The organism is Streptomyces adustus (assembly GCF_009377175.1).
Lineage (GTDB): Bacteria > Actinomycetota > Actinomycetes > Streptomycetales > Streptomycetaceae > Streptomyces > Streptomyces adustus.
On record NZ_VJZD01000024.1, the window covers coordinates 41,020 to 63,656 of the forward strand.

20 protein-coding genes are annotated in these 22,637 nt (G+C 70.8%); 16 read left to right on the forward strand and 4 right to left on the reverse strand.

All coding sequences use genetic code 11. The features are described 5' to 3' along the window. Positions 1 to 21 precede the first annotated feature (21 nt). The 4 genes from FNH09_RS08770 (at position 22) to FNH09_RS08785 (ending at position 3,673) form a co-directional block, all read left to right on the forward strand. Positions 22 to 942 carry an acyltransferase domain-containing protein gene (locus tag FNH09_RS08770; RefSeq protein ID WP_162468286.1) on the forward strand — a complete coding sequence of 307 codons (921 nt, stop codon included), beginning with the start codon at positions 22 to 24 and terminating at the stop codon, positions 940 to 942. A gap of 22 nt (positions 943 to 964) precedes the next feature. Further along, on the forward strand, positions 965 to 1,966 hold the full coding sequence (locus FNH09_RS08775) for a ketoacyl-ACP synthase III (protein ID WP_152886184.1): 1,002 nt from the start codon (positions 965 to 967) through the stop codon (positions 1,964 to 1,966). Between the two features lie 101 nt (positions 1,967 to 2,067). Further along, positions 2,068 to 2,316 carry an acyl carrier protein gene (locus FNH09_RS08780; RefSeq protein ID WP_029384719.1) on the forward strand — a complete coding sequence of 83 codons (249 nt, stop codon included), beginning with the start codon at positions 2,068 to 2,070 and terminating at the stop codon, positions 2,314 to 2,316. An 85-nt stretch (positions 2,317 to 2,401) separates the two neighbouring features. After that, positions 2,402 to 3,673 (forward strand): beta-ketoacyl-ACP synthase II, encoded by a 1,272-nt coding sequence (locus FNH09_RS08785; RefSeq protein WP_162468287.1) that lies wholly within the window; start codon positions 2,402 to 2,404, stop codon positions 3,671 to 3,673. Between the two features lie 324 nt (positions 3,674 to 3,997). Here the strand turns inward: FNH09_RS08785 and FNH09_RS08790 are convergent, their stop codons facing one another. After that, positions 3,998 to 4,492: a DUF3145 family protein gene (locus tag FNH09_RS08790; protein WP_162468288.1), complete on the reverse strand. Its 495-nt coding sequence runs from the start codon at positions 4,490 to 4,492 to the stop codon at positions 3,998 to 4,000. A gap of 255 nt (positions 4,493 to 4,747) precedes the next feature. On the opposite strand from FNH09_RS08790, the gene FNH09_RS08795 reads away from it, so the two are divergent. Further along, complete coding sequence (locus FNH09_RS08795) at positions 4,748 to 5,638, forward strand: SGNH/GDSL hydrolase family protein (RefSeq protein ID WP_152886185.1); 891 nt, start codon at positions 4,748 to 4,750, stop codon at positions 5,636 to 5,638. Positions 5,639 to 5,653: 15 nt separating this feature from the next. Further along, positions 5,654 to 6,625, forward strand: a complete 972-nt coding sequence (locus tag FNH09_RS08800) for an aldose epimerase family protein (protein WP_152886186.1) — start codon at positions 5,654 to 5,656, stop codon at positions 6,623 to 6,625. A 416-nt stretch (positions 6,626 to 7,041) separates the two neighbouring features. Here FNH09_RS08800 and FNH09_RS08805 read toward each other — a convergent pair whose 3' ends face one another. Then, the gene (locus tag FNH09_RS08805) at positions 7,042 to 7,881 is read right to left on the reverse strand and encodes an EI24 domain-containing protein (protein WP_152886187.1); all 840 of its coding nucleotides are present in this window, start codon (positions 7,879 to 7,881) and stop codon (positions 7,042 to 7,044) included. A 374-nt stretch (positions 7,882 to 8,255) separates the two neighbouring features. Between FNH09_RS08805 and FNH09_RS08810 the strand changes: the two genes are divergently transcribed. Next, positions 8,256 to 9,401: a serine hydrolase domain-containing protein gene (locus tag FNH09_RS08810; protein ID WP_152886188.1), complete on the forward strand. Its 1,146-nt coding sequence runs from the start codon at positions 8,256 to 8,258 to the stop codon at positions 9,399 to 9,401. A gap of 79 nt (positions 9,402 to 9,480) precedes the next feature. On the opposite strand, the gene FNH09_RS08815 is transcribed toward FNH09_RS08810, so the two are convergent. Then, a complete protein-coding gene (locus FNH09_RS08815; protein ID WP_152886189.1) occupies positions 9,481 to 10,503 on the reverse strand; it encodes an NADP-dependent oxidoreductase in 1,023 nt (340 codons plus the stop codon). Positions 10,504 to 10,611: 108 nt separating this feature from the next. Between FNH09_RS08815 and FNH09_RS08820 the strand changes: the two genes are divergently transcribed. Continuing rightward, complete coding sequence (locus FNH09_RS08820; RefSeq protein ID WP_152886190.1) at positions 10,612 to 11,070, forward strand: MarR family winged helix-turn-helix transcriptional regulator; 459 nt, start codon at positions 10,612 to 10,614, stop codon at positions 11,068 to 11,070. Positions 11,071 to 11,104: 34 nt separating this feature from the next. On the opposite strand, the gene FNH09_RS47570 is transcribed toward FNH09_RS08820, so the two are convergent. Then, complete coding sequence (locus FNH09_RS47570; RefSeq protein WP_202919620.1) at positions 11,105 to 12,085, reverse strand: SCO2400 family protein; 981 nt, start codon at positions 12,083 to 12,085, stop codon at positions 11,105 to 11,107. Between the two features lie 297 nt (positions 12,086 to 12,382). On the opposite strand from FNH09_RS47570, the gene FNH09_RS08830 reads away from it, so the two are divergent. The 8 genes from FNH09_RS08830 to FNH09_RS08865 form a co-directional block, all read left to right on the forward strand. Continuing rightward, a complete protein-coding gene (locus FNH09_RS08830) occupies positions 12,383 to 13,543 on the forward strand; it encodes an enolase C-terminal domain-like protein (protein ID WP_162468289.1) in 1,161 nt (386 codons plus the stop codon). Further along, the gene (locus FNH09_RS08835) at positions 13,540 to 14,580 is read left to right on the forward strand and encodes an alcohol dehydrogenase catalytic domain-containing protein (protein ID WP_162468290.1); all 1,041 of its coding nucleotides are present in this window, start codon (positions 13,540 to 13,542) and stop codon (positions 14,578 to 14,580) included. Before FNH09_RS08830 ends, FNH09_RS08835 begins: the two co-directional genes overlap by 4 nt. A gap of 203 nt (positions 14,581 to 14,783) precedes the next feature. Continuing rightward, positions 14,784 to 15,752 (forward strand): hypothetical protein, encoded by a 969-nt coding sequence (locus FNH09_RS08840; RefSeq protein ID WP_162468291.1) that lies wholly within the window; start codon positions 14,784 to 14,786, stop codon positions 15,750 to 15,752. 143 nt (positions 15,753 to 15,895) lie between these two features. Then, positions 15,896 to 17,002: a multiple monosaccharide ABC transporter substrate-binding protein gene (gene chvE, locus FNH09_RS08845; RefSeq protein ID WP_375981051.1), complete on the forward strand. Its 1,107-nt coding sequence runs from the start codon at positions 15,896 to 15,898 to the stop codon at positions 17,000 to 17,002. Between the two features lie 41 nt (positions 17,003 to 17,043). Beyond that, entirely contained in the window at positions 17,044 to 18,594 is a 1,551-nt protein-coding gene (mmsA, locus tag FNH09_RS08850) for a multiple monosaccharide ABC transporter ATP-binding protein (RefSeq protein ID WP_152886192.1), read from the forward strand. Beyond that, positions 18,591 to 19,832, forward strand: coding sequence for a multiple monosaccharide ABC transporter permease (gene mmsB, locus FNH09_RS08855; RefSeq protein WP_152886193.1), 1,242 nt, complete (start codon positions 18,591 to 18,593; stop codon positions 19,830 to 19,832). The genes mmsA and mmsB overlap by 4 nt, the downstream gene beginning before the upstream one ends. Before the next feature lie 53 nt (positions 19,833 to 19,885). Continuing rightward, the gene (locus FNH09_RS08860) at positions 19,886 to 21,031 is read left to right on the forward strand and encodes an aldose epimerase family protein (RefSeq protein ID WP_152886194.1); all 1,146 of its coding nucleotides are present in this window, start codon (positions 19,886 to 19,888) and stop codon (positions 21,029 to 21,031) included. A 153-nt stretch (positions 21,032 to 21,184) separates the two neighbouring features. Further along, positions 21,185 to 22,637 (forward strand): pyridoxal phosphate-dependent aminotransferase (locus FNH09_RS08865; protein WP_152886195.1); only part of this gene is annotated, 1,453 nt, incomplete at its 3' end.

Genomic DNA, 22,637 nt, shown 5'->3' on the forward strand with positions numbered 1-22,637 from the left:
TCCCCAAGAGAGAGTGTGAGAGTGCTCGTACTCGTCGCTCCCGGCCAGGGCGCTCAGACGCCCGGCTTCCTGACCCCCTGGCTCGAACTGCCCGGTGCCGCCGACCGCCTCGCCGCGTGGTCGGACGCCATCGGGCTGGACCTCGCCCACTACGGCACGCAGGCCGACGCGGACGCGATCCGGGACACGGCTGTCGCGCAGCCGCTCCTGGTCGCCGCCGGACTGCTGTCCGCCTCGGCACTCGGTGCCGTCACGGACCTCGCCCCGGGCGCGGTCGCGGGCCACAGCGTCGGCGAGATCACCGCCGCGGCCTTCGCGGGTGTCCTCGACGACACCACCGCGCTGAGCCTCGTGCGCAAGCGCGGCCTGGCCATGGCCGAGGCCGCCGCGATCACCGAGACCGGCATGTCGGCGCTGCTCGGCGGCGACCCCGAGGCGACCGTCCCGCATCTGGAGAAGCTGGGCCTGACCGCGGCCAACGTCAACGGCGCGGGCCAGATCGTGGCCGCGGGCACGCTGGAGCAGCTCGCCGCGCTGGAGACGGACAAGCCCGAGGGCGTGCGCCGGGTCGTCGCGCTCAAGGTGGCCGGTGCCTTCCACACGCACCACATGGGCCCCGCGGTCGAGAAGCTGGCCGAGGCCGCGAAGGAGCTCGTGCCGGCCGACCCGAAGATCGTGTACGTGTCCAACAAGGACGGGCGGACCGTCGCCACCGGCGACGAGGTCGTCGCCCGGCTGGTCGGCCAGGTCGCCAACCCGGTCCGCTGGGACCTGTGCATGGAGACCTTCAAGGAGCTCGGCGCGACCGCGCTGATCGAGGTGTGCCCCGGCGGCACGCTGACCGGTCTGGCCAAGCGCGCGCTGCCCGGCGTCACGACGCTGGCCCTGAAGACCCCCGACGACCTGGACGCGGCTCGCGAACTCATCGCCGAGCATGCCTGACGACCCGAGGAGCCGACCGATCATGTCGAAGATCAAGCCCAGCAAGGGCGCCCCGTACGCGCGCATCCTCGGCGTGGGCGGCTACCGTCCCACCCGGATCGTGCCGAACGAGGTGATCCTCGAGACGATCGACTCGTCCGACGAGTGGATCCGCTCGCGCTCCGGCATCGAGACCCGACACTGGGCCTCCGACGAGGAGACCGTCGCCGCGATGTCCGTCGAGGCCTCCGGCAAGGCAATCGCCGACGCCGGGATCTCCGCCGAGCAGATCGGCGCCGTCGTCGTCTCGACCGTCTCGCACTTCAAGCAGACCCCGGCCGTCGCCACCGAGATCGCCCACAAGCTGGGCACCGCCAAGGCCGCCGCCTTCGACATCTCGGCCGGCTGCGCGGGCTTCGGCTACGGACTGACCCTCGCCAAGGGCATGATCGTCGAGGGTTCGGCGGAGTACGTCCTGGTCATCGGGGTCGAGCGGCTGTCAGACCTGACCGACCTGGAGGACCGGGCCACGGCCTTCCTGTTCGGTGACGGCGCGGGCGCGGTCGTCGTGGGCCCCTCCCAGGAGCCGGCCATCGGCCCGACCGTGTGGGGCTCGGAGGGCGACAAGTCCGAGACCATCAAGCAGACCGTGCCGTGGACGGACTACCGCACCGGCGAGGTCGAGAAGTTCCCCGCGATCACCCAGGAAGGCCAGGCGGTGTTCCGCTGGGCCGTGTTCGAGATGGCGAAGGTCGCCCAGCAGGCGCTGGAGGCGGCCGGGATCACCTCGGACGAACTGGACGTCTTCATCCCGCACCAGGCCAACGAGCGGATCATCGACTCGATGGTGAAGACACTCAAGCTGCCGGAGACCGTCACGGTCGCGCGTGACGTGCGCACCACCGGCAACACCTCGGCCGCCTCGATCCCGCTCGCGATGGAGCGGCTCCTGGCGACCGGAGAGGCGAAGAGCGGCGACACCGCGCTCGTCATCGGCTTCGGGGCGGGTCTCGTGTACGCCGCGACGGTCGTTACCCTCCCCTAGGCACTCCGTGCCGGATCATGCATCCGGTACGGGAAACGCAACACCCGCCGCACACGCGGTGGGAGCCACACCCTCTGGAACATCTACGAAGGAGCGCCGACATGGCCGCCACTCAGGAAGAGATCGTCGCCGGTCTCGCGGAGATCGTGAACGAGATCGCCGGGATCCCGGTTGAGGACGTCCAGCTGGACAAGTCCTTCACCGACGACCTGGACGTCGACTCGCTGTCCATGGTCGAGGTCGTCGTCGCCGCCGAAGAGCGCTTCGACGTCAAGATCCCCGACGAGGACGTCAAGAACCTCAAGACCGTCGGTGACGCGACCGAATACATCCTCAAGCACCAGGCCTGAGCAACCCCTTAGGCCGGGAGCTGCCGGCCCCGCCACCCGGCGGTGGCGCCGCTGAATCCTCGTATCCGTTGGAGAAAGAATTCCCGTGAGCCCGACCAATCGCACCGTGGTCGTCACCGGTATCGGCGCAACCACACCGCTGGGTGGCGACGCAGCCTCTACCTGGGAGGGCCTGATCGCCGGTCGTTCCGGCGTCAAGCCCCTGGAGAAGGAATGGGCGGCCGACCAGGCTGTCCGTATCGCGGCCCCGGTCGCCGTGGAGCCCACCGAGGTCATCCCGCGGCCGCAGGCCCGCCGTCTCGACCGTTCGGCGCAGTTCGCGCTGATCGCGGCCCAGGAGGCCTGGGCCGACGCCGGCTTCACCGCTCGCGCGGGTGAGGACGGCGCGGTCGACCCCGACCGCCTCGGGACCGTCATCGCCTCCGGCATCGGTGGTGTGACGACCCTCCTCGACCAGTACGACGTGCTCAAGGAGAAGGGCGTCCGCCGCGTCTCCCCGCACACCGTGCCGATGCTCATGCCGAACGGTCCGTCCGCCAACGTGGGTCTGCTCGTGGGCGCCCGCGCGGGTGTGCACACGCCGGTCTCCGCCTGCGCGTCGGGCGCCGAGGCCATCGGTTACGCCATCGAGATGATCCGTACCGGCCGTGCCGACGTCGTCGTCGCCGGTGGCACGGAGGCGGCGATCCACCCGCTGCCCATCGCCGCGTTCGGCAACATGATGGCGATGTCCAAGAACAACGACGACCCGCAGGGCGCCTCGCGTCCCTACGACGTCGACCGCGACGGCTTCGTCCTCGGCGAGGGCGCCGGCGTGATCGTCCTGGAGTCCGCCGAGCACGCCGCCAAGCGCGGTGCCCGGGTGTACGCGGAGGCGGTCGGCCAGGGCATCTCCGCCGACGGCCACGACATCGTGCAGCCGGAGCCGGAGGGCCGCGGCATCTCGCACGCCCTCCAGCACCTGCTGGACAGCACGGACCTGGACCCGGCGGAGATCGTGCACGTGAACGCGCACGCCACCTCCACGCCGGCCGGTGACATCGCCGAGCTGAAGGCGCTGCGCAAGGTCTTCGGCGACGACGCGGACCACATGGCCGTCTCGGCGACCAAGTCGATGACCGGTCACCTGCTCGGTGGCGCGGGCGGTGTCGAGTCCGTCGCGGCCATCCTCGCCCTGTACCACCGGGTGGCGCCGCCGACCATCAACGTGGAGAACCTCGACCCGGAGGCGGAGGCCAACGCCGACATCGTCCGCGGCGAGGCGCGCAAGCTCCCCGTCGACGGCCGGATCGCCGCGCTGAACGACTCGTTCGGCTTCGGCGGCCACAACGTGGTGCTGGCGTTCCGCACGATCTGAACCCACCGTCCTCGCAGCTGACTTCGAGGACCTCCGACGGCCCGTCCCCCGCGCTCCGGCGCGGGCGGCGGGCCGCGGTCCGTTCCGGGGCGCGCCGCGCGGGGCGGGTGCGGAGCCGGGCACGGATGCCGTCCGTCGTGCGCGGGGCGCCCCGGGAAGCCGCGGGGCGGGTGCGCTGCGCGCTGCCGCACCCGCGTGGCGCCGCGCGACAGACCGCCGTACCGGGCCCGCGTGCGGCGGGCGCGACGAACGTACGTGACGGCGTACCTGACGGGTGCCGCGCCGGGGCGGCGGGCACTGCAGCGGAGCGGCGCGAGCCGCGGGTCAGACCACCTGGTGCAGCCAGCGCACCGGCGCGCCCTCGCCCGCGTACCGGAACGGCTCCAGCTCGTCGTCCCAGGGCTTGCCGAGCAGCTTGGCGAGTTCGGCCTCCAGGTCGGTCTCGCCGCGCTGGGAGCGCTGGAGGGCCGCGCGCAGCCGGTCCTCGGGGATGAGGATGTCGCCGTGCATACCCGTGACCGCGTGGTAGATGCCGAGGTCGGGGGTGCAGCTGTAGCGCTCGCCCTCGGCGGTGGGGCAGGGCTCGGCGGTGACCTCGAAGCGCAGCATCTGCCAGCCGCGCAGGGCGGAGGCGAGCTTGGAGGCGGTGCCGACCTCGCCCTGCCAGGAGAACTCCGAGCGCCAGGTGCCCGGCGCGGCGGGCTGCCGGATCCAGTCGAGGTTGACGCGCGTACCGAGCACCCCGGCGACGGCCCACTCGACATGCGGGCACAACGCGCGCGGCGCGGAGTGCACGTACAGAACTCCACGTGTCGTCACCGGGACCTCCGGGCAGAGCGGGACATCTTGCTACTGGGGCCATGCTCAGTGGCACATCGGCCACGTTGATGGCGAGGCTACCGTGCGGCGGCGCAAGGAGTGTGACGTACCGTCGGTCCCGGTGCCCACAATCGTCTGCCATTCACCCAGGGGGACGCTTGTACGCGGTGCGGCGTTGCACCGGGCCGGCCGGGAACCCTCGCACGTTGTGATGGAGGGGGAGGACGTACGGGACGACCGAGGGGATGGCCGAGGATGCGGAAGCGAAGCAGCCGGGTGCGGGCCGTCGTCGCCGTGGTGGCGGCGACCGTCCTGGGTGCCGGGGGGTGCGACACGGTCGGCGGCGACCCGCCGGGGTCGGGCGGTTCGCAGGCCCGGGCGAAGCCGTCGCCCACCCCGGTGTGGGACCGCAGCCCGGACTCGGTGGCGGCGGTCGGCGACTCCATCACCCGTGGCTTCGACGCCTGCGCGGTGCTGTCGGACTGCCCGGAGGTGTCCTGGGCGACGGGCAGCTCGGCGAAGGTCGACAGCCTCGCCGTGCGGCTGCTGGGGGCGGCGGGCGCGGCCGAGCACAGCTGGAACTACGCGGTGACCGGGTCCCGGATGGCGGACCTGCCCGCGCAGCTCGGACGGGCGGCGGCCCGGCGGCCGCAGCTGGTGACGGTGATGGTGGGGGCCAATGACGCCTGCCGGTCCACCGTTTCGGGCATGACGCCGATCGCGGACTTCCGGGCGGACTTCGAGGACTCGCTGCGCGCCCTGCGCGAGGAGCTGCCGAGGACGCAGGTGTACGTGGCGAGCGTGCCGAACCTGAAGCGACTGTGGTCGCAGGGCCGTTCCAACCCGCTCGGCAGGCAGATCTGGCGGCTCGGCCTGTGTCCCTCCATGCTGGGCGACGCGGACGCGCTGGACGCGGCGGCGACGGCGCGGCGCGACACGGTGCAGCGCCGGGTGGAGGCGTACAACAGGGTGCTGGAGGAGGTCTGCGTCAAGGACACCCGATGCCGCTTCGACGGGAACGCGGTGTACGACTACCGCTTCGACACGGGCCAGCTCAGCCACTGGGACTGGTTCCACCCGAGCACGGACGGGCAGGCGCGGCTCGCGGAGATCGCCTACCGCACCGTCACGGCGCGGGAACCGTGACCTAGGGTTTCCCACATGAGCGAACTTTTCGGCACACTTCCCGACGGCACCCCGGTCCATGTCTGGACCTTGGAACGGGCCGGGACCCGGGTGCGGATCCTGTCGTACGGCGGGATCGTGCAGTCCCTGGAGGTCCCCGACCGGGACGGGCGCCCCGGGGACGTGGTGCTGGGGTTCGCCGACCTGGACGGCTATCTGACGCACCCTGGACCGTATCTCGGCGCGCTGGTCGGCCGGTACGCCAACCGGATCGCGGGCGGCCGTTTCCCGCTGGGCGAGCTGACGTACGCGCTGGAGCCCAACACCCCGCCGAACTCGCTGCACGGTGGTGAGCGTGGCTTCGACAAGCGAGTGTGGGACGTCACGCCGGTCGAGCACGGGGTGCGGCTGAGCCGGGTCAGCCCGCACGGCGAGGAGGGCTTCCCCGGCCGGCTGGAGGTCTCGGCGACGTACACCCTGGACGCGTCCGGGGCGCTGCGGATCGCCTACGAGGCCACCACGGACGAGCCGACCGTGGTCAACCTCACCAACCACAGCTACTTCGACCTGGGCGGGACCGGGGGCACCGGGGGACACGAGCTGCGGATCGCCGCCTCGCGCTACACGCCGGTCGACGCGGACCTGATCCCGACCGGTGTGCTGGAGGACGTGACGGGCACCCGGTTCGACTTCCGCGCGGCCCGCAAGGTGGGCACCGGCTACGACCACAACTTCGTCCTGGACAAGGGGGTGACGCAGGCCGTCGAGGAGGTGGCCGAGCTGCACGACCCCGGGTCCGGGCGGGTGCTGACGGTGGCGACGACCGAGCCGGGGATGCAGCTGTACACCGCGGACCACCTGGAGGCCCCGTTCGCGCCCGGCGACGGGGTCGCGCTGGAGACGCAGCACTTCCCGGACTCCCCGAACCGTCCGGAGTTCCCCAGCACCGAGCTGCGGCCGGATGCGGTGTACCGCTCGACGACGGTGTACGCGTTCTCGACCCGCTGACCGGCCCCGGTAAGGAAATGAGCCCCGGTCCGGAGGTCAGGTCACCGGACCGGGGCTGCTTCGGGGGCGCCGGAGCCCGAGGCCCCGAGGGCCCGGGACGTAAGCGCCCGGATCAGACGTTAACCGTCGTACTCGCTCCGCGGTCGGCAATCGAGCGGACGAGGCGAAGTTCGTACCAACCCTTCACAAATACCCACGAGACCGCCTTCTATCCCAAATCTCGAAAGAAACGCTGCGGAACCTCCGTCGTGACCGCGGCAAGCGGGACGGGCCGCGCCCGGCACGGCGGGCGTGGGCGCACGACAAGGGCGCCCCGGCGCCGGCGGTGTACGCGGCGACGGGGCGGTGACGGGGGTGGTACGGGGTACGACCTCGGGCGGGCGGGCGCTCGCGGCCGTGCCGCGGGAGGCGGCGGGTCAGCGGGTGGCGTTCTGCGCCCGGTGGGACTCCTCGCTCTCGCGGGTCGCGCCGTCGGCGATCTCCTCGCTCTCGCGGGCCGCGCCGTCGGTGATCTCCTCGCCCCGCAGGTCGCGGGCGAGGAGGGTCGCGCCCGCGACCGCACCCGGCATCAGGAACACCGCGACGAACGGCACCAGGAAGGCCAGGCCCAGCGGGGTGCCGAAGCCCCAGACCAGGGTCTTGCGGGAGCGCAGCAGGGCGAGCCGGTCGCGGAGCTCGACGCCACGGCGCTGGAGGGCGACGGCGGCGAGTTCCTCGGTGAGGAAGAAGCCGGTGACGAAGAAGCCGAGCACCGGGACGACCGTCTGGCCGACCACGGGCAGGAAGCCGAGGGCGAAGAGGAGGACGCCCCAGACGAGGGCGCGCACCACGATGCGCAGGCTGTCGCGCGCCGAGATCCACAGTTCGCGCCAGAGCGGCAGCTGCGACTCGGGGGCGGTGCCGTCGGGCGAGACGTCACGGTCGACCTTCTCGGAGAGGTTCTCGTAGAAGGGCTGGCCCAAGAGGAGCGTGACCGCGGTGAAGGTGAGCACCGCCAGCAGCAGACCGAGCGCGAACAGCACGGCGGTGAGGAAGCCGCGGAACAGGCCCTGCCAGGGGCTCGACCAGTCGTCCGCGAACGGGGTCGACCAGGAGACGAGGTCCTCGCCCCACAGGGCCAGGGCCACCAGCGCCGCCGTGTAGAGGACGAGGGTGATCAGACCGGGCAGCAGGCCGAAGCCGTACTGCTTTCCGTGCCGGGCCACCCAGCGCTGGCCCTTCAGGAGATAGCTGAAACCCACCCCGAGATCGCGCATGCTCGAACTCTATCGGGTGAATCCCGATCGGCCTCCGGCCAGAGCGTCACCGTCCGGTACCGAACGCCCGGCCGCTCCCCCGGACCGGCGCCGGCCCCGGCACGGCCGTGCGCGTACGCCATACGGGGCATCGGCGACACCAACGCCCTTCCGTCGCTGTTGAGTCGAACGGGTACGTCCCGCCGTACCGATCCCGGGAAGCCCGCAACAGGCGCGCGTGCGTCGAGCGCCTGCTGCGCGACCGCCCGAGAACGGCTTCCGGGGCCACCCGGAGGCGACTTCCGATACGACCCGAAGGGGGGAGTCCCCCCAGCTCGGACGGGCATTGATCACCATGGCACACGCGCACAGCGGCTGAAGTTGGAGGAGAGCGCATGACGCAGGAGATCCACGGCACCGTCGCGGACGGCTTCGAGGCGGTGCGGGCGGAGTTCGCGGCGCTCGTCGCCGCGGAACGGCCCGACTACGAGGGGCAGCTGACCGCGTACGTGCACGGGCGGCGGGTCGTCGACCTGTGGGCGGGCAACGACCCCGACTCCCTCTACGGCGTGTACTCCTCGACCAAGGGGGCCGCCCATCTGGTCGTGGCGCTCCTCGTGCAGGAGGGCACCCTCGAACTGGACCGCAAAGTCACCTACTACTGGCCGGAGTTCGGCTCCGAGGGCAAGGGGTCGCTGACCTTGCGGGACCTGCTCGCGCACCGGGCGGGCCTGGTCGGCACGGACACCGGTTTCAGCGCGGCCGAGCTCGCCGACGACCGGCTGATCGCCGAACGGCTCGCCGACCAGCGGCCGTTCTGGCGGCCGGGCACCGCCTTCGGCTACCACGCGCTGGTCATCGGCGCGTTGACGGGCGAGGTGGTGCGCCGCGCCACCGGCCGCACGCTCCAGGAGGTGTACGAGGAGCGGATCCGCGCCCCGTACGGGCTGGACTTCTTCCTGGGCCTGCCCGCGGCCCACGAACCGCGCTTCCGCACCGTGCAGCCGATGCTCCCGACCGCCGAACAGCAGGCCCTGCTCGACGCGTCGCCGCAGGGGCCGCACACGCTGGCGTCCATCGCCTTCAACACGCACACGGCCGAGCCGACCGACCTCGCGCTGCTGCCGAACCGGCCGGAGATCCGCGCCAAGGGCCCGGCCTCGGTCGGCGGGGTGGCCTCGGCGCGCGGGCTGGCGGGGCTGTACGCGGCGGCCGTCAGCGAGATCGACGGGAAGGCGCCGCTGCTGAAGGAGGACACGGCGGCGGAGTTCGGGCAGTTCCACTCCGTGGGGTACGACCTGGTGGCCCGTGCCCACAAGTCGTACGGGCTGGGCTTCCAGGCCACCGCGGACACCTGGCACCCGTTCCTGGGCGCCGGGGCGTTCGGGCACAGCGGGGCGGGCGGCAGCCAGGCCTTCGCGGACCCGCGCAGCGGCCTGGCGTACGGCTACACCCGGCGGCGCAACGCCTTCCCGGGCGGGGCCGCGCCGGAGAACGCCGGGCTGGCGGCGGCGGTGCACCGGGCGGCGCTGGCCGTGTGACGCACCCGCGCGAAGGCCGCGCCCCGGCTCCGGGGGCGCGGCCTTCCTCGCCCTGCGGGGGCGCGGCCCGGTTCGCCGGTCAGAGCTTGACGATCATCTTTCCGGTGTTGTCGCCGCGCAGCACCCCGAGGAACGCCTCCAGGTTGTTCTCGATGCCCTCGACGACCGTCTCGGCGTACTTGAGCTCGCCGGAGCGGACCCAGGCGCCGACCTCCTGGACGAACTGCGGCTGAAGGTCGTAGTGGTCGCCGACGAGGAGGCCCTCGATCCGGCCGCGGGTCTGGATGAGCCGGGCCAGGTTCCTCGGGCCGGGGGCGGCCTCGGTGTTGTTGTAGACGGAGATCATGCCGCAGATCGCGATCCGGCCGCCCTGGTTCAGCGAGCCGATGGCCGCCTCCAGGTGGTCGCCGCCGACGTTGTCGAAGTAGACGTCGATGCCGTCGGGGGCGGCCTCGCGCAGCTGCTCGGAGACCGGGCCGTTCTTGTAGTTGAAGGCCGCGTCGAAGCCGTACTCCTCGACGAGCAGCTTGACCTTGTCGTCGGACCCGGCCGAGCCGATGACCCGGGAGGCGCCCTTGAGCCTGGCGATCTGCCCGACCTGGCTGCCCACGGCGCCCGCGGCCCCGGACACGAACACCGAGTCGCCCTCCTTGAAGGAGGCGGTGCGCAGCAGTCCGGCGTAGGCGGTGAGGCCGGTCATGCCGAGGACGCCGAGGTACGTCGACAGGGGCGCGGCCTCGGGGTCGACCTTGACGGCCTGCTCGGCGGAGACCGTGGCGTACTCGCGCCAGCCGCCGAAGTGCAGCACGTGGTCGCCCGGGGCGATGCCCTCGGCACCCGAGGCGACGACCTCGCCGACGGCACCGCCCTGCATGACCTTGCCCAGCTCGAAGGGGGCGACATAGGACTTGGCCGCGCTCATGCGGCCCCTCATGTACGGATCGACCGACACGTAGGCGTTGCGCACCAGCACCTCGCCGGGGCCGGGCTGCCGGATCTCCGCCTCGACCAGGGCGAAGTCCTCGGGCTTGGGCCAGCCGACCGGGCGGCTGAGCAGGTGCCATTCACGGCTGGTGGCGGGGAGCGTGGGGGTGTCGGGCATGAGACCTGGGCCTTCCTCGGTGCTTCACACGGTCAAATACTTCAGTACCTGAAACAACCATGCGCCTGAATATTTCATGATGTCAAGTAACGGAGTACCCTCGGAGGCATGCCCACCTCACCGCGAACGCCCCGCCCCGACGCCCTGACCATGGACGTAGTCGAGCTGATCGGCGAGGTCGTGGCCCGGTTCTACGAGGACTACGAGGCCGCCGCCGGTGACCACGCCCTGACCGGCGCCCAGGCCCGGCTGCTGAACCTGCTCTCGCTGGAGCCGCTGCCCATGCGCAAGCTGGCCCAGAAGCTGAAGTGCGAGCCGTCGAACGTCACCGGAATAGTCGACCGCCTCGAATCCCGAGGCCTGGTGGAGCGGCGGCCGGACGCCGCCGACCGCAGGGTGAAGCTGGCGGCGGCCACGGACGAGGGCATACAGGTGGCCCGCAGCCTGCGCGAGTCCCTGCACTTCGCCCGCGAACCACTGGCGGGGCTGAGCGAGGAGGAACGGGTGGTGCTGCGGGGACTGCTGCGCCGCATGCTGGAACCGGGAACCCGGCAGAAGTCGACCTAGGGAGCCTGGCGGGCGGCCGGTGCGGCCCCGAGCCTCAGGTGCACCACCACAGGAACTGGCTGCACGTCTCCGAAGGGGTCGGGTCGGGCGCCGGGTCCGCGCTCGTCGGCTCGGCCGACGCGCTCGGGTCCGCCGTGGGGGCCGCCGCCGAGGACGACGAGCCGGTCGGCGCGGCCGAGGCCAGGGAGGTGCTGTTCCCGTCGGCCGGTGCGGTGGACCTGGACGCGCCGGCGCTCGGGGACTTCGACGCCGCCGCGGCGGCCGAGCGGGAGGCCTGGGCCGAGACCGTGGGGGTGGCCGCGCTGTCGCGGGTGCGGGCCGACACGGACGCCGACGCCCCGTCGGACGCGCCGCCCCGGGTCGAGGGGTCCACCGCGGCCGCGGGCTGTTCGGAGGAGAAGCCCGGCGCGTCGACACCGAGCTCGGCGAGGCTCAGCCCGCCGGCCGCGAGGACGAAGCCGGTGGCTATCAGCAGGGTGCGCCGACGGCGCCGTCGATGGGCGGCCGCCTTGCGATCGCGACGGCTGACGACGGGCTCGTGGTCCGGCTCCGCCGGGTCGTACTCGTCGTACTCGTCGTCCGCGTCGTCGTACTTGGCCCCTTCGGTCCGCCCGGTGTCGTCCGTCGGGTACCCGGGGCCGTCGGACGGTCCGGCGCCGTCCGCCCAGTGGTCCCGCTCGTCGTGCTCCGGTTCGAAGCCGTGACCGTCGGCGGGCTCCGCCTCGCCGGCCCGGCGGCCGGGTTCGCCGGACGGCCCGGCGTCGGGCCGCCCCGCTTCGTACCGCCCGCGCCTGCGGCCCCCGCGGCCCTGTTCCCGGCGTCGGGCGGCGCGGCCGCCCGGTTCCGGCTGCGAACCGGCACCGTCGCGCTCGCGCGCACCCTCGCGGAACGATTCGCCGGCATCACCGGTGTCGTTGTCGTCCGCGTCCGCGCGGAGCTGGTCGGCAGGGGTGCCGCACCCCGGGCACACGAAGGCGCCGTTGAGGTGCCGTCGGCACGAGTGGCAGTAGTCCATGACGCGGGAAGACTAAGTTCCCGGAGGGCGGCGTTCCTAGGGGGTGCTGTGGAATTTTTGTGGGAGAACAGGTTTAACCGTGTGAGATGCCGTGCGAAGCGCCCGAGGCGACGGGAAGCATCCGGCATTGCCCCGAAAGTGGACTTCGAAACTATCGAAACCGTTATGCGTCCGACCCATTGACACCCCGACCGCCCCGTCCTTACTGTCACGCCAGCATTTCGAACGTGTGACGAAATATCGAACACATCGAAACGCCAGCCAACCGAGCCGACGAAGCAGCAAGGGGCAACTGTCGTGCGCATCACCGGAATCAGCACACACGTGGTCGGGACGCCGTGGCGCAACCTGACCTACGTCCAGGTGCACACCGACGAGGGGATCACCGGAGTCGGCGAGACCCGGATGCTGGGCCACACCGACGCTCTCATCGGATACCTGCGCGAGGCCGAGGCCAACCACATTCTCGGCTCCGACCCGTTCGCTGTCGAGGACCTGGTGCGCCGCATGAAGTACGGCGACTACGGGCGCGCGGGCGAGATCGTGATGTCGGGCATCGCGGTCGTCGAGATGGCCTGCTGGGACATCAAGGGCAAGGCGCTGGGCGTGCCGGTGTGGCAGCTGCTCGGCGGCAAGGTGACCGACAAGGTCAAGGCCTACGCCAACGGCTGGTACACCACGGAGCGCACGCCCGAGGCGTACCACAAGGCCGCCCAGGAGGTCGTGGCGCGCGGGTACAAGGCGCTGAAGATCGACCCCTTCGGCACCGGGCACTTCGAGCTGGACCACGAGCAGAGCCTGTACGCCGTCTCGCTGATCGAGGCGGTCCGGGACGCCATCGGGCCGGACGCCGAGCTGATGCTGGAGATGCACGGCCGCTTCTCCCCCGCGACGGCCGTGCGCCTCGCCCGCGAGCTGGCCCCCTTCAAGCCCGCCTGGCTGGAGGAGCCCTGCCCGCCGGAGAACCTGAAGGCGCTGGAGAAGATCGCGGCCAAGGTCGACATCCCGGTCGCCACCGGTGAGCGCATCCACGACCGGATCGAGTTCCGGGAGCTGTTCGAGAGCCAGGCCGTCGACATCATCCAGCCGGACGTCGGCCACATCGGCGGCATCTGGGAGACCCGGAAGCTGGCCGCGACGGCGGAGACCCACTACATGCTGGTCGCCCCGCACAACGTCGGCGGGCCGGTGCTGACCGCCGCCTCCCTCCAGGTCGGCTTCACCTCCCCGAACTTCAAGATCCTCGAACACTTCAACGACTTCGCGGACTCGGAGATCAAGAAGGTCGTCAAGGGCGCCCCGCAGGTCGTCGACGGGTACTTCCACCTCTCCGACGCGCCGGGCCTCGGCGTCGAGCTGGACGTCGACGCCGCCGCCGAGTTCCCGCAGCAGCAGGCCCGCTTCGACCTGTGGGCCGAGGGCTGGGAGCAGCGCAAGCCGAAGGGCGCGCAGCAGTGAGCACCCCGGGGAACGCCACGGGGAACACCGCGCAGAGCGCCGCCGTGGTCGTGGAGGCGCCCGGCGAGCACCGCATCACCGCGCACGAGCCGCGCCGGCCGGAGGCCGGGGAGGCGCTGGTACGCGTCCACGCCACCGGGATCTGCGGCAGCGACCGCGAGGTGTACCAGGGCAACCGGCCCGAGGGGTACGTCCGCTATCCGCTCACCCCCGGTCACGAGTGGTCGGGGACCGTGGAGGCGGTCGGCGCCGGGGTGCCGCAGTCGCTGGTCGGCCGCAAGGTCGTGGGCGAGGGCTTCCGCAACTGCCAGGTGTGCGACCGCTGCCACGCGGGCGAGACGACGCTGTGCACCGACGGGTACGAGGAGACCGGCTTCACCCAGCCGGGGGCCATGGCGGCCACCCTCACCCTGCCGGCCCGGCTGCTGCACGCCCTGCCGGACGACGCGGACCTGACGGCCGCCGCGCTGCTGGAGCCGGCCGCCTGCATCGCGGCCGCCGCCATCAAGGCGAACGCGCGGCCGGGCGAGCGGGTCGCGGTGGTCGGCACCGGGACGCTGGGCATGTTCGCCGTGCAGTTCCTGCGGGCGGGCTCGCCGGGCGAGCTGCTGGTGGTCGGCACCCGCGACGACCGGGAGGCGCTCTCCCGGCAGTTCGGGGCCACCGACTTCCGCACGAAGGACCAGGAGCTGCCCGCCGACTTCGACGTGGTGATCGAGACGGCGGGGTCGGCCTCGGCCGCGCGGACCGCCGCGTCGCTGCTGCGGCGCGGCGGGCGGCTGGTCCTGACCGGGATCCCGGCGCCGGGCGCCGACGGTCTCGACCCCACCGACCTGGTCGTACGGCAGTTGGAGGTGCACACCGTCTTCGGTGCGCCGCCGGACGCCTGGGCGCACACGGTGCGGGTCTTCGCGGCCGGGCTGCTCGATCCGCTGCCGCTGGTCACGCACGAGCTGCCGCTCACCGAGTTCTCCGCGGCGATCGAGCTGGTGGGGTCCGGCGACCCGAAGGTCGGCAAGGTCCTGCTGCGCCCCTAGGGCCGCGGACGGGCCGGAGTCCACTCCGCGCCTCCCGTGGCCGTACGGCGGCACACAGACCCCCGCACCACCCCCGCCGGCTCCACCCCCGGCCGTACGCCGGCCCGAGGGCAACCTGACGGCCCTCGGGCCGGCGTACATCCCGCCCTTCCACGCCTAGAGCCGCGAACCTCGTCCGAAATACCGAACAAGAAGGACAGCTTGTGACCGACGCTTCCGCCACGGCAGCCCGTCGCCCCGGCGAGCGGGCGCTTGCCGCACTGGGCCTGGGCGCACCCGCCCTCGACCCCGCCGACGCCTCGCCCCACAGCTTCCCGGGCGGTGGCCGCTGGCGCACCGAGATCCCCTCCTGCGAGGGTCCCGAGGCGCTGGCCGTCGTCCTGAAGGAGGCCTCGCGCCTGGACGTACCGGTCCACCGGATCAGCCAGGGCAGCGGCGTGTGGATGCTGACCGACGCCGAGATCACCGAGATGGTCGACGCGACCGGTGAACGGGACATCGAGCTCTGCCTGTTCACCGGCCCGCGCGGCACCTGGGACATCGGCGGCTCGGTGCGCACCGACTCGCGCGGCGGCGGCACCCGCGCCCGCGGCCACGACGCCGTCGCCGGCTGCGTCGAGGACGCCGTCCGGGCCACCGAGCTGGGCGTCAAATGCCTCCTCGTCGCCGACGAGGGCGTGCTGTGGACGCTGCACCGGGCGCGCCTGGCGGGCATCATCCCGGCGGACACCACCCTGAAGGTGTCCGCGCTCATCGGCCCGGTCAACCCGGCCGCGTACGCGGTCTACGAGGGGCTGGGCGCCGACTCGGTCAACGTGCCCAGCGATCTGACGCTCGATCACCTCACCGAGATCCGCCGGGTGTCGGCCGCCCCCATGGACATGTACATCGAGGCCCCCGACGATCTCGGCGGGTATGTCCGGATGTACGAGGTCGCCGAGCTGATCCGGCGCGGCGCACCGCTCTACCTCAAGTTCGGCCTGTCCAAGGCGCCCGGAATCTACCCGTACGGGCACCATTTGAGGGATCTGACCCTGTCCACCGCACGGGAACGCGTGCGGCGCGGCCGCCTGGCCCTGGACCTGCTCGAACGGCACGGGGTCGACGGCGAGATGGCCCCCCTGGGGTCGCGCCTGCCCGGCACCCTGAAGCGCTTCGAAACTTCCGCATAACGTTCCGGATAATCCCCCTTCACAAAAGACGACGCAGTCGAACACAATCCCACAACCGCTCCTCGGACTTGCTGCACCGCCCGGACGAGCAACCGCACCCCGCCAGACCGAGCCCTGCTCCACACACATCAAGGATGATGATCATGCGTACTCGCAGAGCCGCCCTCGCCGCCATAGCCGGAGCCGCCTCCCTCGCGCTCACCCTCACCGCCTGCGGTCAGAGCGGCTCGGGCGGCAGCAAGGAGGAGACGGGCAGCAGCAAGGGCGGGACCATCGGCATCGCGATGCCGACCAAGTCCTCCGAGCGCTGGATCGCCGACGGCAACAACGTCGTCAAGAACCTGGAGTCCAAGGGCTACAAGACCAAGCTGGTCTACGGCGAGGACGACCCCGACCAGCAGGTCTCGCAGATCGAGAACCTGATCACGCAGGGCGTCAAGGCGCTGATCGTCGCGGCCATCGACAACAAGTCCCTGAACAACGTGCTCCAGCAGGCCGCGGACGCCCACATCCCGGTCATCGCCTACGACCGCCTGATCCTCGGCACGAAGAACGTCGACTACTACGCGTCCTTCGACAACACCAAGGTCGGCGAGCTCCAGGCCAACTACATCGTCGACAAGCTCGGTCTGGCGAGCGGCAAGGGCCCGTTCAACATCGAGCTGTTCGCCGGCTCCAACGACGACAACAACACCAAGTACTTCTTCAACGGCGCGATGAGCGTGCTCCAGCCGTACATCGACAGCAAGAAGCTCGTCGTCCAGTCCGGCCAGACCGGCCTCACCCAGGTCACCACCCTGCGCTGGGACGGCGCCACCGCCCAGAAGCGCATGGACGACATCCTCACCAAGTCGTACTCCAGCAAGAAGGTCGACGCGGTCCTCTCGCCGTACGACGGCATCTCCATCGGCATCCTGTCGGCGCTGAAGTCGGACGACTACGGCTCCAAGGCCAAGCCGCTGCCGGTCCTCACCGGCCAGGACGCCGAGCTGGCCTCGGTGAAGTCGATCATCGCGGGCGAGCAGACGCAGACCGTCTACAAGGACACCCGCGAACTGGCCAAGGTCGCCTCGAACATGGTGGACGCGGTCCTCAACGGCAAGAAGCCGGAGACCAACGACACCAAGACCTACGACAACGGCGCGAAGGTCATCCCCGCCTACCTGCTCCAGCCGGTGAGCGTCGACAAGACCAACTACCAGTCGGTCCTGGTGGACGGCGGCTACTACACGGCGGACGAGCTCAAGTAGCCACCGGTCCCACCGACTTCTACGGATTGGAAGGCACGACCATGGCGGGACCCGTCCTGGAAATGCGCTCGATCGTCAAGACCTTTCCCGGCGTCAAGGCGCTGTCGGACGTCACACTGACCGTCCGCCAGGGCGAGGTCCATGCCATCTGCGGGGAGAACGGCGCCGGCAAGTCGACCCTGATGAAGGTCCTCTCCGGCGTCCACCCGCACGGGAGTTACGAGGGCGAGATCCTCTTCGAGGGTGACGTCTGCCGCTTCCGGGACATCCGGGCGAGCGAGCAGCACGGCATCGTGATCATCCATCAGGAACTGGCGCTGGTGCCGTTCCTGTCGATCGCGGAGAACATCTTCCTCGGCAACGAGCACGCCAAGCGCGGGTTCGTGAACTGGAACGAGACCCTGCGGCACGCCAGCGAACTGCTGCGCCGCGTCGGCCTCGACGAGCACCCCGAGACCCGCGTCGCCGACATCGGCGTGGGCAAGCAGCAGCTCGTGGAGATCGCGAAGGCGCTGTCCAAGGAGGTGAAGCTGCTCATCCTCGACGAGCCGACCGCGGCGCTGAACGACGAGGACAGCGGCAAGCTCCTGGACCTGATCCTGGAACTGAAGAACCAGGGCATCACCTCGATCATCATCTCCCACAAGCTGAACGAGATCCGCCGGGTCGCCGACTCGGTGACGATCCTGCGCGACGGGCGGTCCATCGAGACGCTCGACGTGAAGGCGGCGGAGACGACCGAGGACCGGATCATCAGCGGCATGGTCGGCCGGGACCTCGACCACCGCTTCCCCGAGCGCACCCCGCACCACCCCGAGGAGGGTGCGGCCCCGGCGCTGGAGATCCGCGACTGGACCGTGCACCACCCGATCGACCAGCAGCGCAAGGTGGCCGACGCGGTGTCGCTCCAGGTGCGGCGCGGGGAGATCGTCGGCATCGCCGGCCTGATGGGCGCCGGCCGCACCGAGCTCGCGATGAACGTCTTCGGGCGCAGCTACGGCCGGTACGCGGGCGGCACGGTCCTCAAGGACGGCAAGGAGATCCGTACCAGGACCGTCGCGGAGGCGGTCGGGCACGGCATCGCGTACGTCACCGAGGACCGCAAGCACTACGGTCTCAACCTCATCGACACGATCAACCGCAACATCTCGCTGACCGCCCTGGGCAAGGTCGCCAACCGGGGCATCGTCGACGAGCACGAGGAGCGCCAGGTCGCCGAGCGCTACCGCAAGTCGATGAACATCAAGGCGCCGACCGTCTTCGAGCCGGTCGGCAAGCTGTCCGGCGGCAACCAGCAGAAGGTCGTCCTCAGCAAGTGGATCTTCGCGGGTCCGGACGTGCTGATCCTGGACGAACCCACCCGCGGCATCGACGTGGGCGCCAAGTTCGAGATCTACACGGTCATCGACAAGCTGGCCGCCGAGGGCAAGGCGATCATCTTCATCTCCTCCGAGCTGCCCGAACTGCTCGGCATGTGCGACCGCATCTACACCATGGCCGCCGGGCGGCTGACCGGTGAGTTCTCGCGGGCCGAGGCCACGCAGGAAGTGCTGATGCGTCAGATGACGAAGGACAAAGAGGTAACGCGATGAGCACCGATGTGACCAACAGCCCGGCCGAGGCACCACCGGGCAGGGGCGGCGGCGAGACCGGGGAGAACCTGGTACGGCTGATGATCGACGGCCTGCGCCGCAACATGCGCCAGTACGGCATGCTGATCGCGCTCGGCCTGATCGTCGCCCTCTTCGCCGTGTGGACCGACGGCGACCTGCTGCTGCCGCGCAACGTCTCCAACCTGGTCCTCCAGAACAGCTACATCCTGATCCTCGCGATCGGCATGATGCTGGTGATCATCGCGGGCCACATCGACCTGTCGGTCGGCTCGCTGACCGCGTTCGTGGGCTCGTTCGCGGCCGTACTGATGGTGGAACACCGGGTGGCGTGGCCGCTCGCCCTGCTGCTGTGCCTGGTGGTGGGCGCCGTGGCGGGCTCGATCCAGGGGTTCCTGATCGCCTATCTCGGCATACCGTCCTTCATCGTCACCCTCGCCGGAATGCTGCTCTTCCGCGGTCTGACCGAGATCCTGCTCAAGGGGCAGACCCTCGGCCCGTTCCCGGACGGCCTCCAGAAGGTCGGCAACGGCTTCCTGCCGGAGGTCGGCCCGACCACCAACTACCACAACATCACCCTGCTGCTCGGCCTCGCCGTGATCGTCTTCGTGGTCCTCCAGGAGGTCCGCGACCGCAAGCGCCAGCAGGAGTTCACCCTGGACGTGCTGCCGGCCAAGCTGTTCGCGCTGAAGCTGGTGGCGCTGGTCGCCGCGGTGCTCACCGTCACGATGCTGCTCGCCAGCTACAAGGGCGCGCCGATCGTGCTGCTGATCCTCGGCGTGCTGGTCGTCGGCTACGGCTACGTGATGCGCAACGCCGTCTTCGGCCGCCACATCTACGCCATCGGCGGCAACCTCCCGGCGGCGAAGCTGTCCGGCGTCAAGGACAAGAAGGTCACCTTCTATGTCTTCCTCAACATGGGCATGCTCGCGGCCCTGGCGGGTCTGGTGGTCGCCGCCCGCCTGAACGCGGCCTCTCCGAAGGCCGGCCTGAACTTCGAGCTGGAGGCCATCGCCTCGTCGTTCATCGGCGGCGCGTCCATGAGCGGCGGTGTCGGCACCGTCCTCGGCGCGATCATCGGTGGTCTGGTCCTCGGCGTGCTGAACAACGGCATGAACCTCCTCAGTGTCGGCACCGACTGGCAACAGGTCATCAAGGGCCTGGCCCTGTTGGCGGCGGTCGGCTTCGACGTGTGGAACAAGCGCAAGTCCGGTTCGTAACTCATCCGGGCCCCACCCGAAAGGTGGGGCCCCTCCATTTGCAGGAGCCGCACATGGACATGAGCAGACGCACGGTCATCGCAGGAGCTGCGGCCGCGGGCCTCACCGCCGCCGCCATGGGCACCGCACACGCCTCGGGGGGCAGGAAGCCGGTGAAGGAGCTCTTCGGCACGCTCGCCGACGGCACCAAGGTCCACCGCTGGTCGCTGGAGAACGGCGGCACCCGGCTCAAGGTGCTGTCCTACGGCGGCATCGTCAACTCCCTGGAGATCCCCGACCGGCACGGCCGCCACCGCAATGTCTCGCTGGGCTTCGACAACATCGAGGACTACGTCGCCAAGAGCCCGTACTTCGGCGCTCTGATTGGCCGCTACGGCAACCGCATCGGCAAGGGACAGTTCACCCTCGACGGCACCGCCTACCAGGTCAGCGTCAACGACGGCGTGAACAGCCTGCACGGCGGCGCCAAGGGCTTCGACAAGCGCGTCTGGGACGTCGAACCGTTCACGAAGGGCTCCGACGTCGGGCTGCACCTGCACTACACCAGCGTCGACGGCGAGATGGGCTACCCGGGCACGCTCAAGGCGAAGGTCACCTACACCCTCACCCGGTCCGGCGACTGGCGCATCGACTACGAGGCCACCACCAGCAAGGCCACCGTCGTCAACCTCACCAGCCATGTGTACTGGAACCTGGCCGGCGAGGGCAGCGGGTCCATCTACGACCACGAGCTGTCCATCGCCGCCGCCCGCTACACGCCGGTCGACTCGGGGCTGATCCCCACGGGCGAACTGGCCAAGGTCGCGGGCACCCCCTTCGACTTCCGCAGGACGAAGGCGGTCGGCGCCGACATCCGCGTCGCCCACCAGCAGCTCCTGTACGGCAAGGGCATCGACCACAACTGGGTCCTCGACAAGGGCGTCACCGCGCGGCCCGTGCACGTCGCGACCCTGCGCGACCCGTCCTCGGGCCGCTCGCTGAGCATCGCGACCACCGAGCCGGGTCTCCAGTTCTACTCGGGCAACTTCCTCGACGGCACCCTCGTCGGCTCCGGCGGCCGCATCTACCGCCAGGGCGACGCGCTCTGCCTGGAGACCCAGCACTTCCCGGACTCGCCGAACAAGCCGTCGTTCCCGTCGACCGTGCTGCGGCCGGGACAGACATACCGGACGTCGACGGTCCATTCGTTCGGCGTGTGAGACCGGGCCGGAGGAAGTCACACTTCTTTCACCAGAGTTGAACAGCGCCTCCCAGGAATCCGTATGTAAGGGCGGCCCGTGCTCCCCCGCGCGGGCCACCCAATGACGACGGGCCCGGACGTCCCCGCCGGGCCCGCCCCATATGGAGGATCCATGGCCGACAACGTCACCTCGTTGTTCCGCAGCACAGCGGCGCACAGTCCGTCGATGGCGGCGCTGACGCGGGAGGGTGACGGATCGGGGCCCGTGGACTTCTGCATACCCTGCAACCCGTACTTCCCCACGCCCGCGATGTTCGACGAGATGGCCGCCCGGCTGCGGGACATCATCACGTACTACCCGAGCAGCGCCGACACGATCACCGGCGAGCTGTGCAACCTGCTCCAGCTGCCCCCGCAGTGCGTGGCCATGGGCAACGGCTCCACCGAACTCATCACCTGGATCGACCACCTGCTGGTCCGCGAGTCCCTCGCCATCCCCGTCCCCACCTTCGGCCGCTGGACCGACCAGCCGATGGAGACCGGCAAGCGCGTCGACATGTTCCCGCTCCAGGAGTCCAACGGGTTCGTCCTGGACCTCGCGCAGTACGCCGATTTCATCCGCAAGCGGGGCACCCGGGTCGCGGTGATCTGCAACCCGAACAACCCCGACGGCGGCTTCCTGCACAAGCAGCAGCTGGTGCAGTTCATGGACGCGATGGCCGATCTGGACCTGGTCGTCATCGACGAGTCGTTCCTGGAGTTCGCGGACGCGGAGGTGGAACCCAGCGTCGTCCAGGAGGCGATGCTGCGTCCGAACGTCGTCGTCCTGCGCAGCCTGGGCAAGAACTTCGGCCTGCACGGCATCCGCTTCGGCTATCTGGTCGCCAACCCGTCGCTGGCCGGCAAGGTCCGCTCCATGCTGCCCAAGTGGAACCTCAACTCCTTCGCCGAGCACGTGGTGTTCATGCTGAAGGAGCACGGTACCGAGTACCAGCAGAGCCTTCAGCAGGTGCGCCGCGACCGTCTGGACATGGCCGGCCAGCTCGCCACGCTGCCCGGTCTGACGGTCTACCCCTCGCAGGGCAACTTCCTCTTCGTGCGCCTTCCCGTCGGCGCCGAGGGCACCGTGGTCCGCGACCGGATGCTCACCGAGCACCGGATCCTGGTGCGCGAGTGCGGCAACAAGGTCGGCTCGTCCAGCCGCTTCCTGCGTCTCGTGGTGCGCCCCCAGGTCGACGTGCGTCGCCTGGTCACCGGCCTGGAACAGGTGCTCTACGGGACCAGGAGGGGAGCCGCCGTGCCCGAGCTCGCCACTGGGACCGGCTACAGCTCGGGTACGGCGGCGGTGGACCGGCTCGTCGGCGCGACGAACGGGGCGGGCATGCCGGGGCTCGCCGCCCAGGCCATGGCGGGCCAGTCCATGGGCGCGGGCACCCCGATGCCGGTGGCCGCCCAGGCCGCGGCACCTCAGCAGATGCCGCAGCAGATCCCTCAGCAGGCTCCCCAGCAGATCCCCGCGCCGGTTCCGCAGCCGGTCCCGGCCCAGTTCCCGCAGCAGGCGCCGCAGCAGTTCCCGCAGCCGATGGCGGCGCCGGTCCCGGCCCCCGCCCCGTACCCCGCGCAGC

Bases quoted from the DNA above. Each gene is read 5' to 3' on its own strand.
- FNH09_RS08775 (WP_152886184.1), top strand. From the start codon at position 965: ATGTCGAAGATCAAGCCCAGCAAGGGCGCCCCGTACGCGCGCATCCTC.
- FNH09_RS08780 (WP_029384719.1), top strand. From the start codon at position 2,068: ATGGCCGCCACTCAGGAAGAGATCGTCGCCGGTCTCGCGGAGATCGTG.
- FNH09_RS08795 (WP_152886185.1), top strand. From the start codon at position 4,748: ATGCGGAAGCGAAGCAGCCGGGTGCGGGCCGTCGTCGCCGTGGTGGCG.
- FNH09_RS08800 (WP_152886186.1), top strand. From the start codon at position 5,654: ATGAGCGAACTTTTCGGCACACTTCCCGACGGCACCCCGGTCCATGTC.
- FNH09_RS08805 (WP_152886187.1), bottom strand. From the start codon at position 7,881: ATGCGCGATCTCGGGGTGGGTTTCAGCTATCTCCTGAAGGGCCAGCGC.
- FNH09_RS08810 (WP_152886188.1), top strand. From the start codon at position 8,256: ATGACGCAGGAGATCCACGGCACCGTCGCGGACGGCTTCGAGGCGGTG.
- FNH09_RS08815 (WP_152886189.1), bottom strand. From the start codon at position 10,503: ATGCCCGACACCCCCACGCTCCCCGCCACCAGCCGTGAATGGCACCTG.
- FNH09_RS08820 (WP_152886190.1), top strand. From the start codon at position 10,612: ATGCCCACCTCACCGCGAACGCCCCGCCCCGACGCCCTGACCATGGAC.
- FNH09_RS47570 (WP_202919620.1), bottom strand. From the start codon at position 12,085: ATGGACTACTGCCACTCGTGCCGACGGCACCTCAACGGCGCCTTCGTG.
- chvE (WP_375981051.1), top strand. From the start codon at position 15,896: ATGCGTACTCGCAGAGCCGCCCTCGCCGCCATAGCCGGAGCCGCCTCC.
- mmsA (WP_152886192.1), top strand. From the start codon at position 17,044: ATGGCGGGACCCGTCCTGGAAATGCGCTCGATCGTCAAGACCTTTCCC.
- mmsB (WP_152886193.1), top strand. From the start codon at position 18,591: ATGAGCACCGATGTGACCAACAGCCCGGCCGAGGCACCACCGGGCAGG.
- FNH09_RS08860 (WP_152886194.1), top strand. From the start codon at position 19,886: ATGGACATGAGCAGACGCACGGTCATCGCAGGAGCTGCGGCCGCGGGC.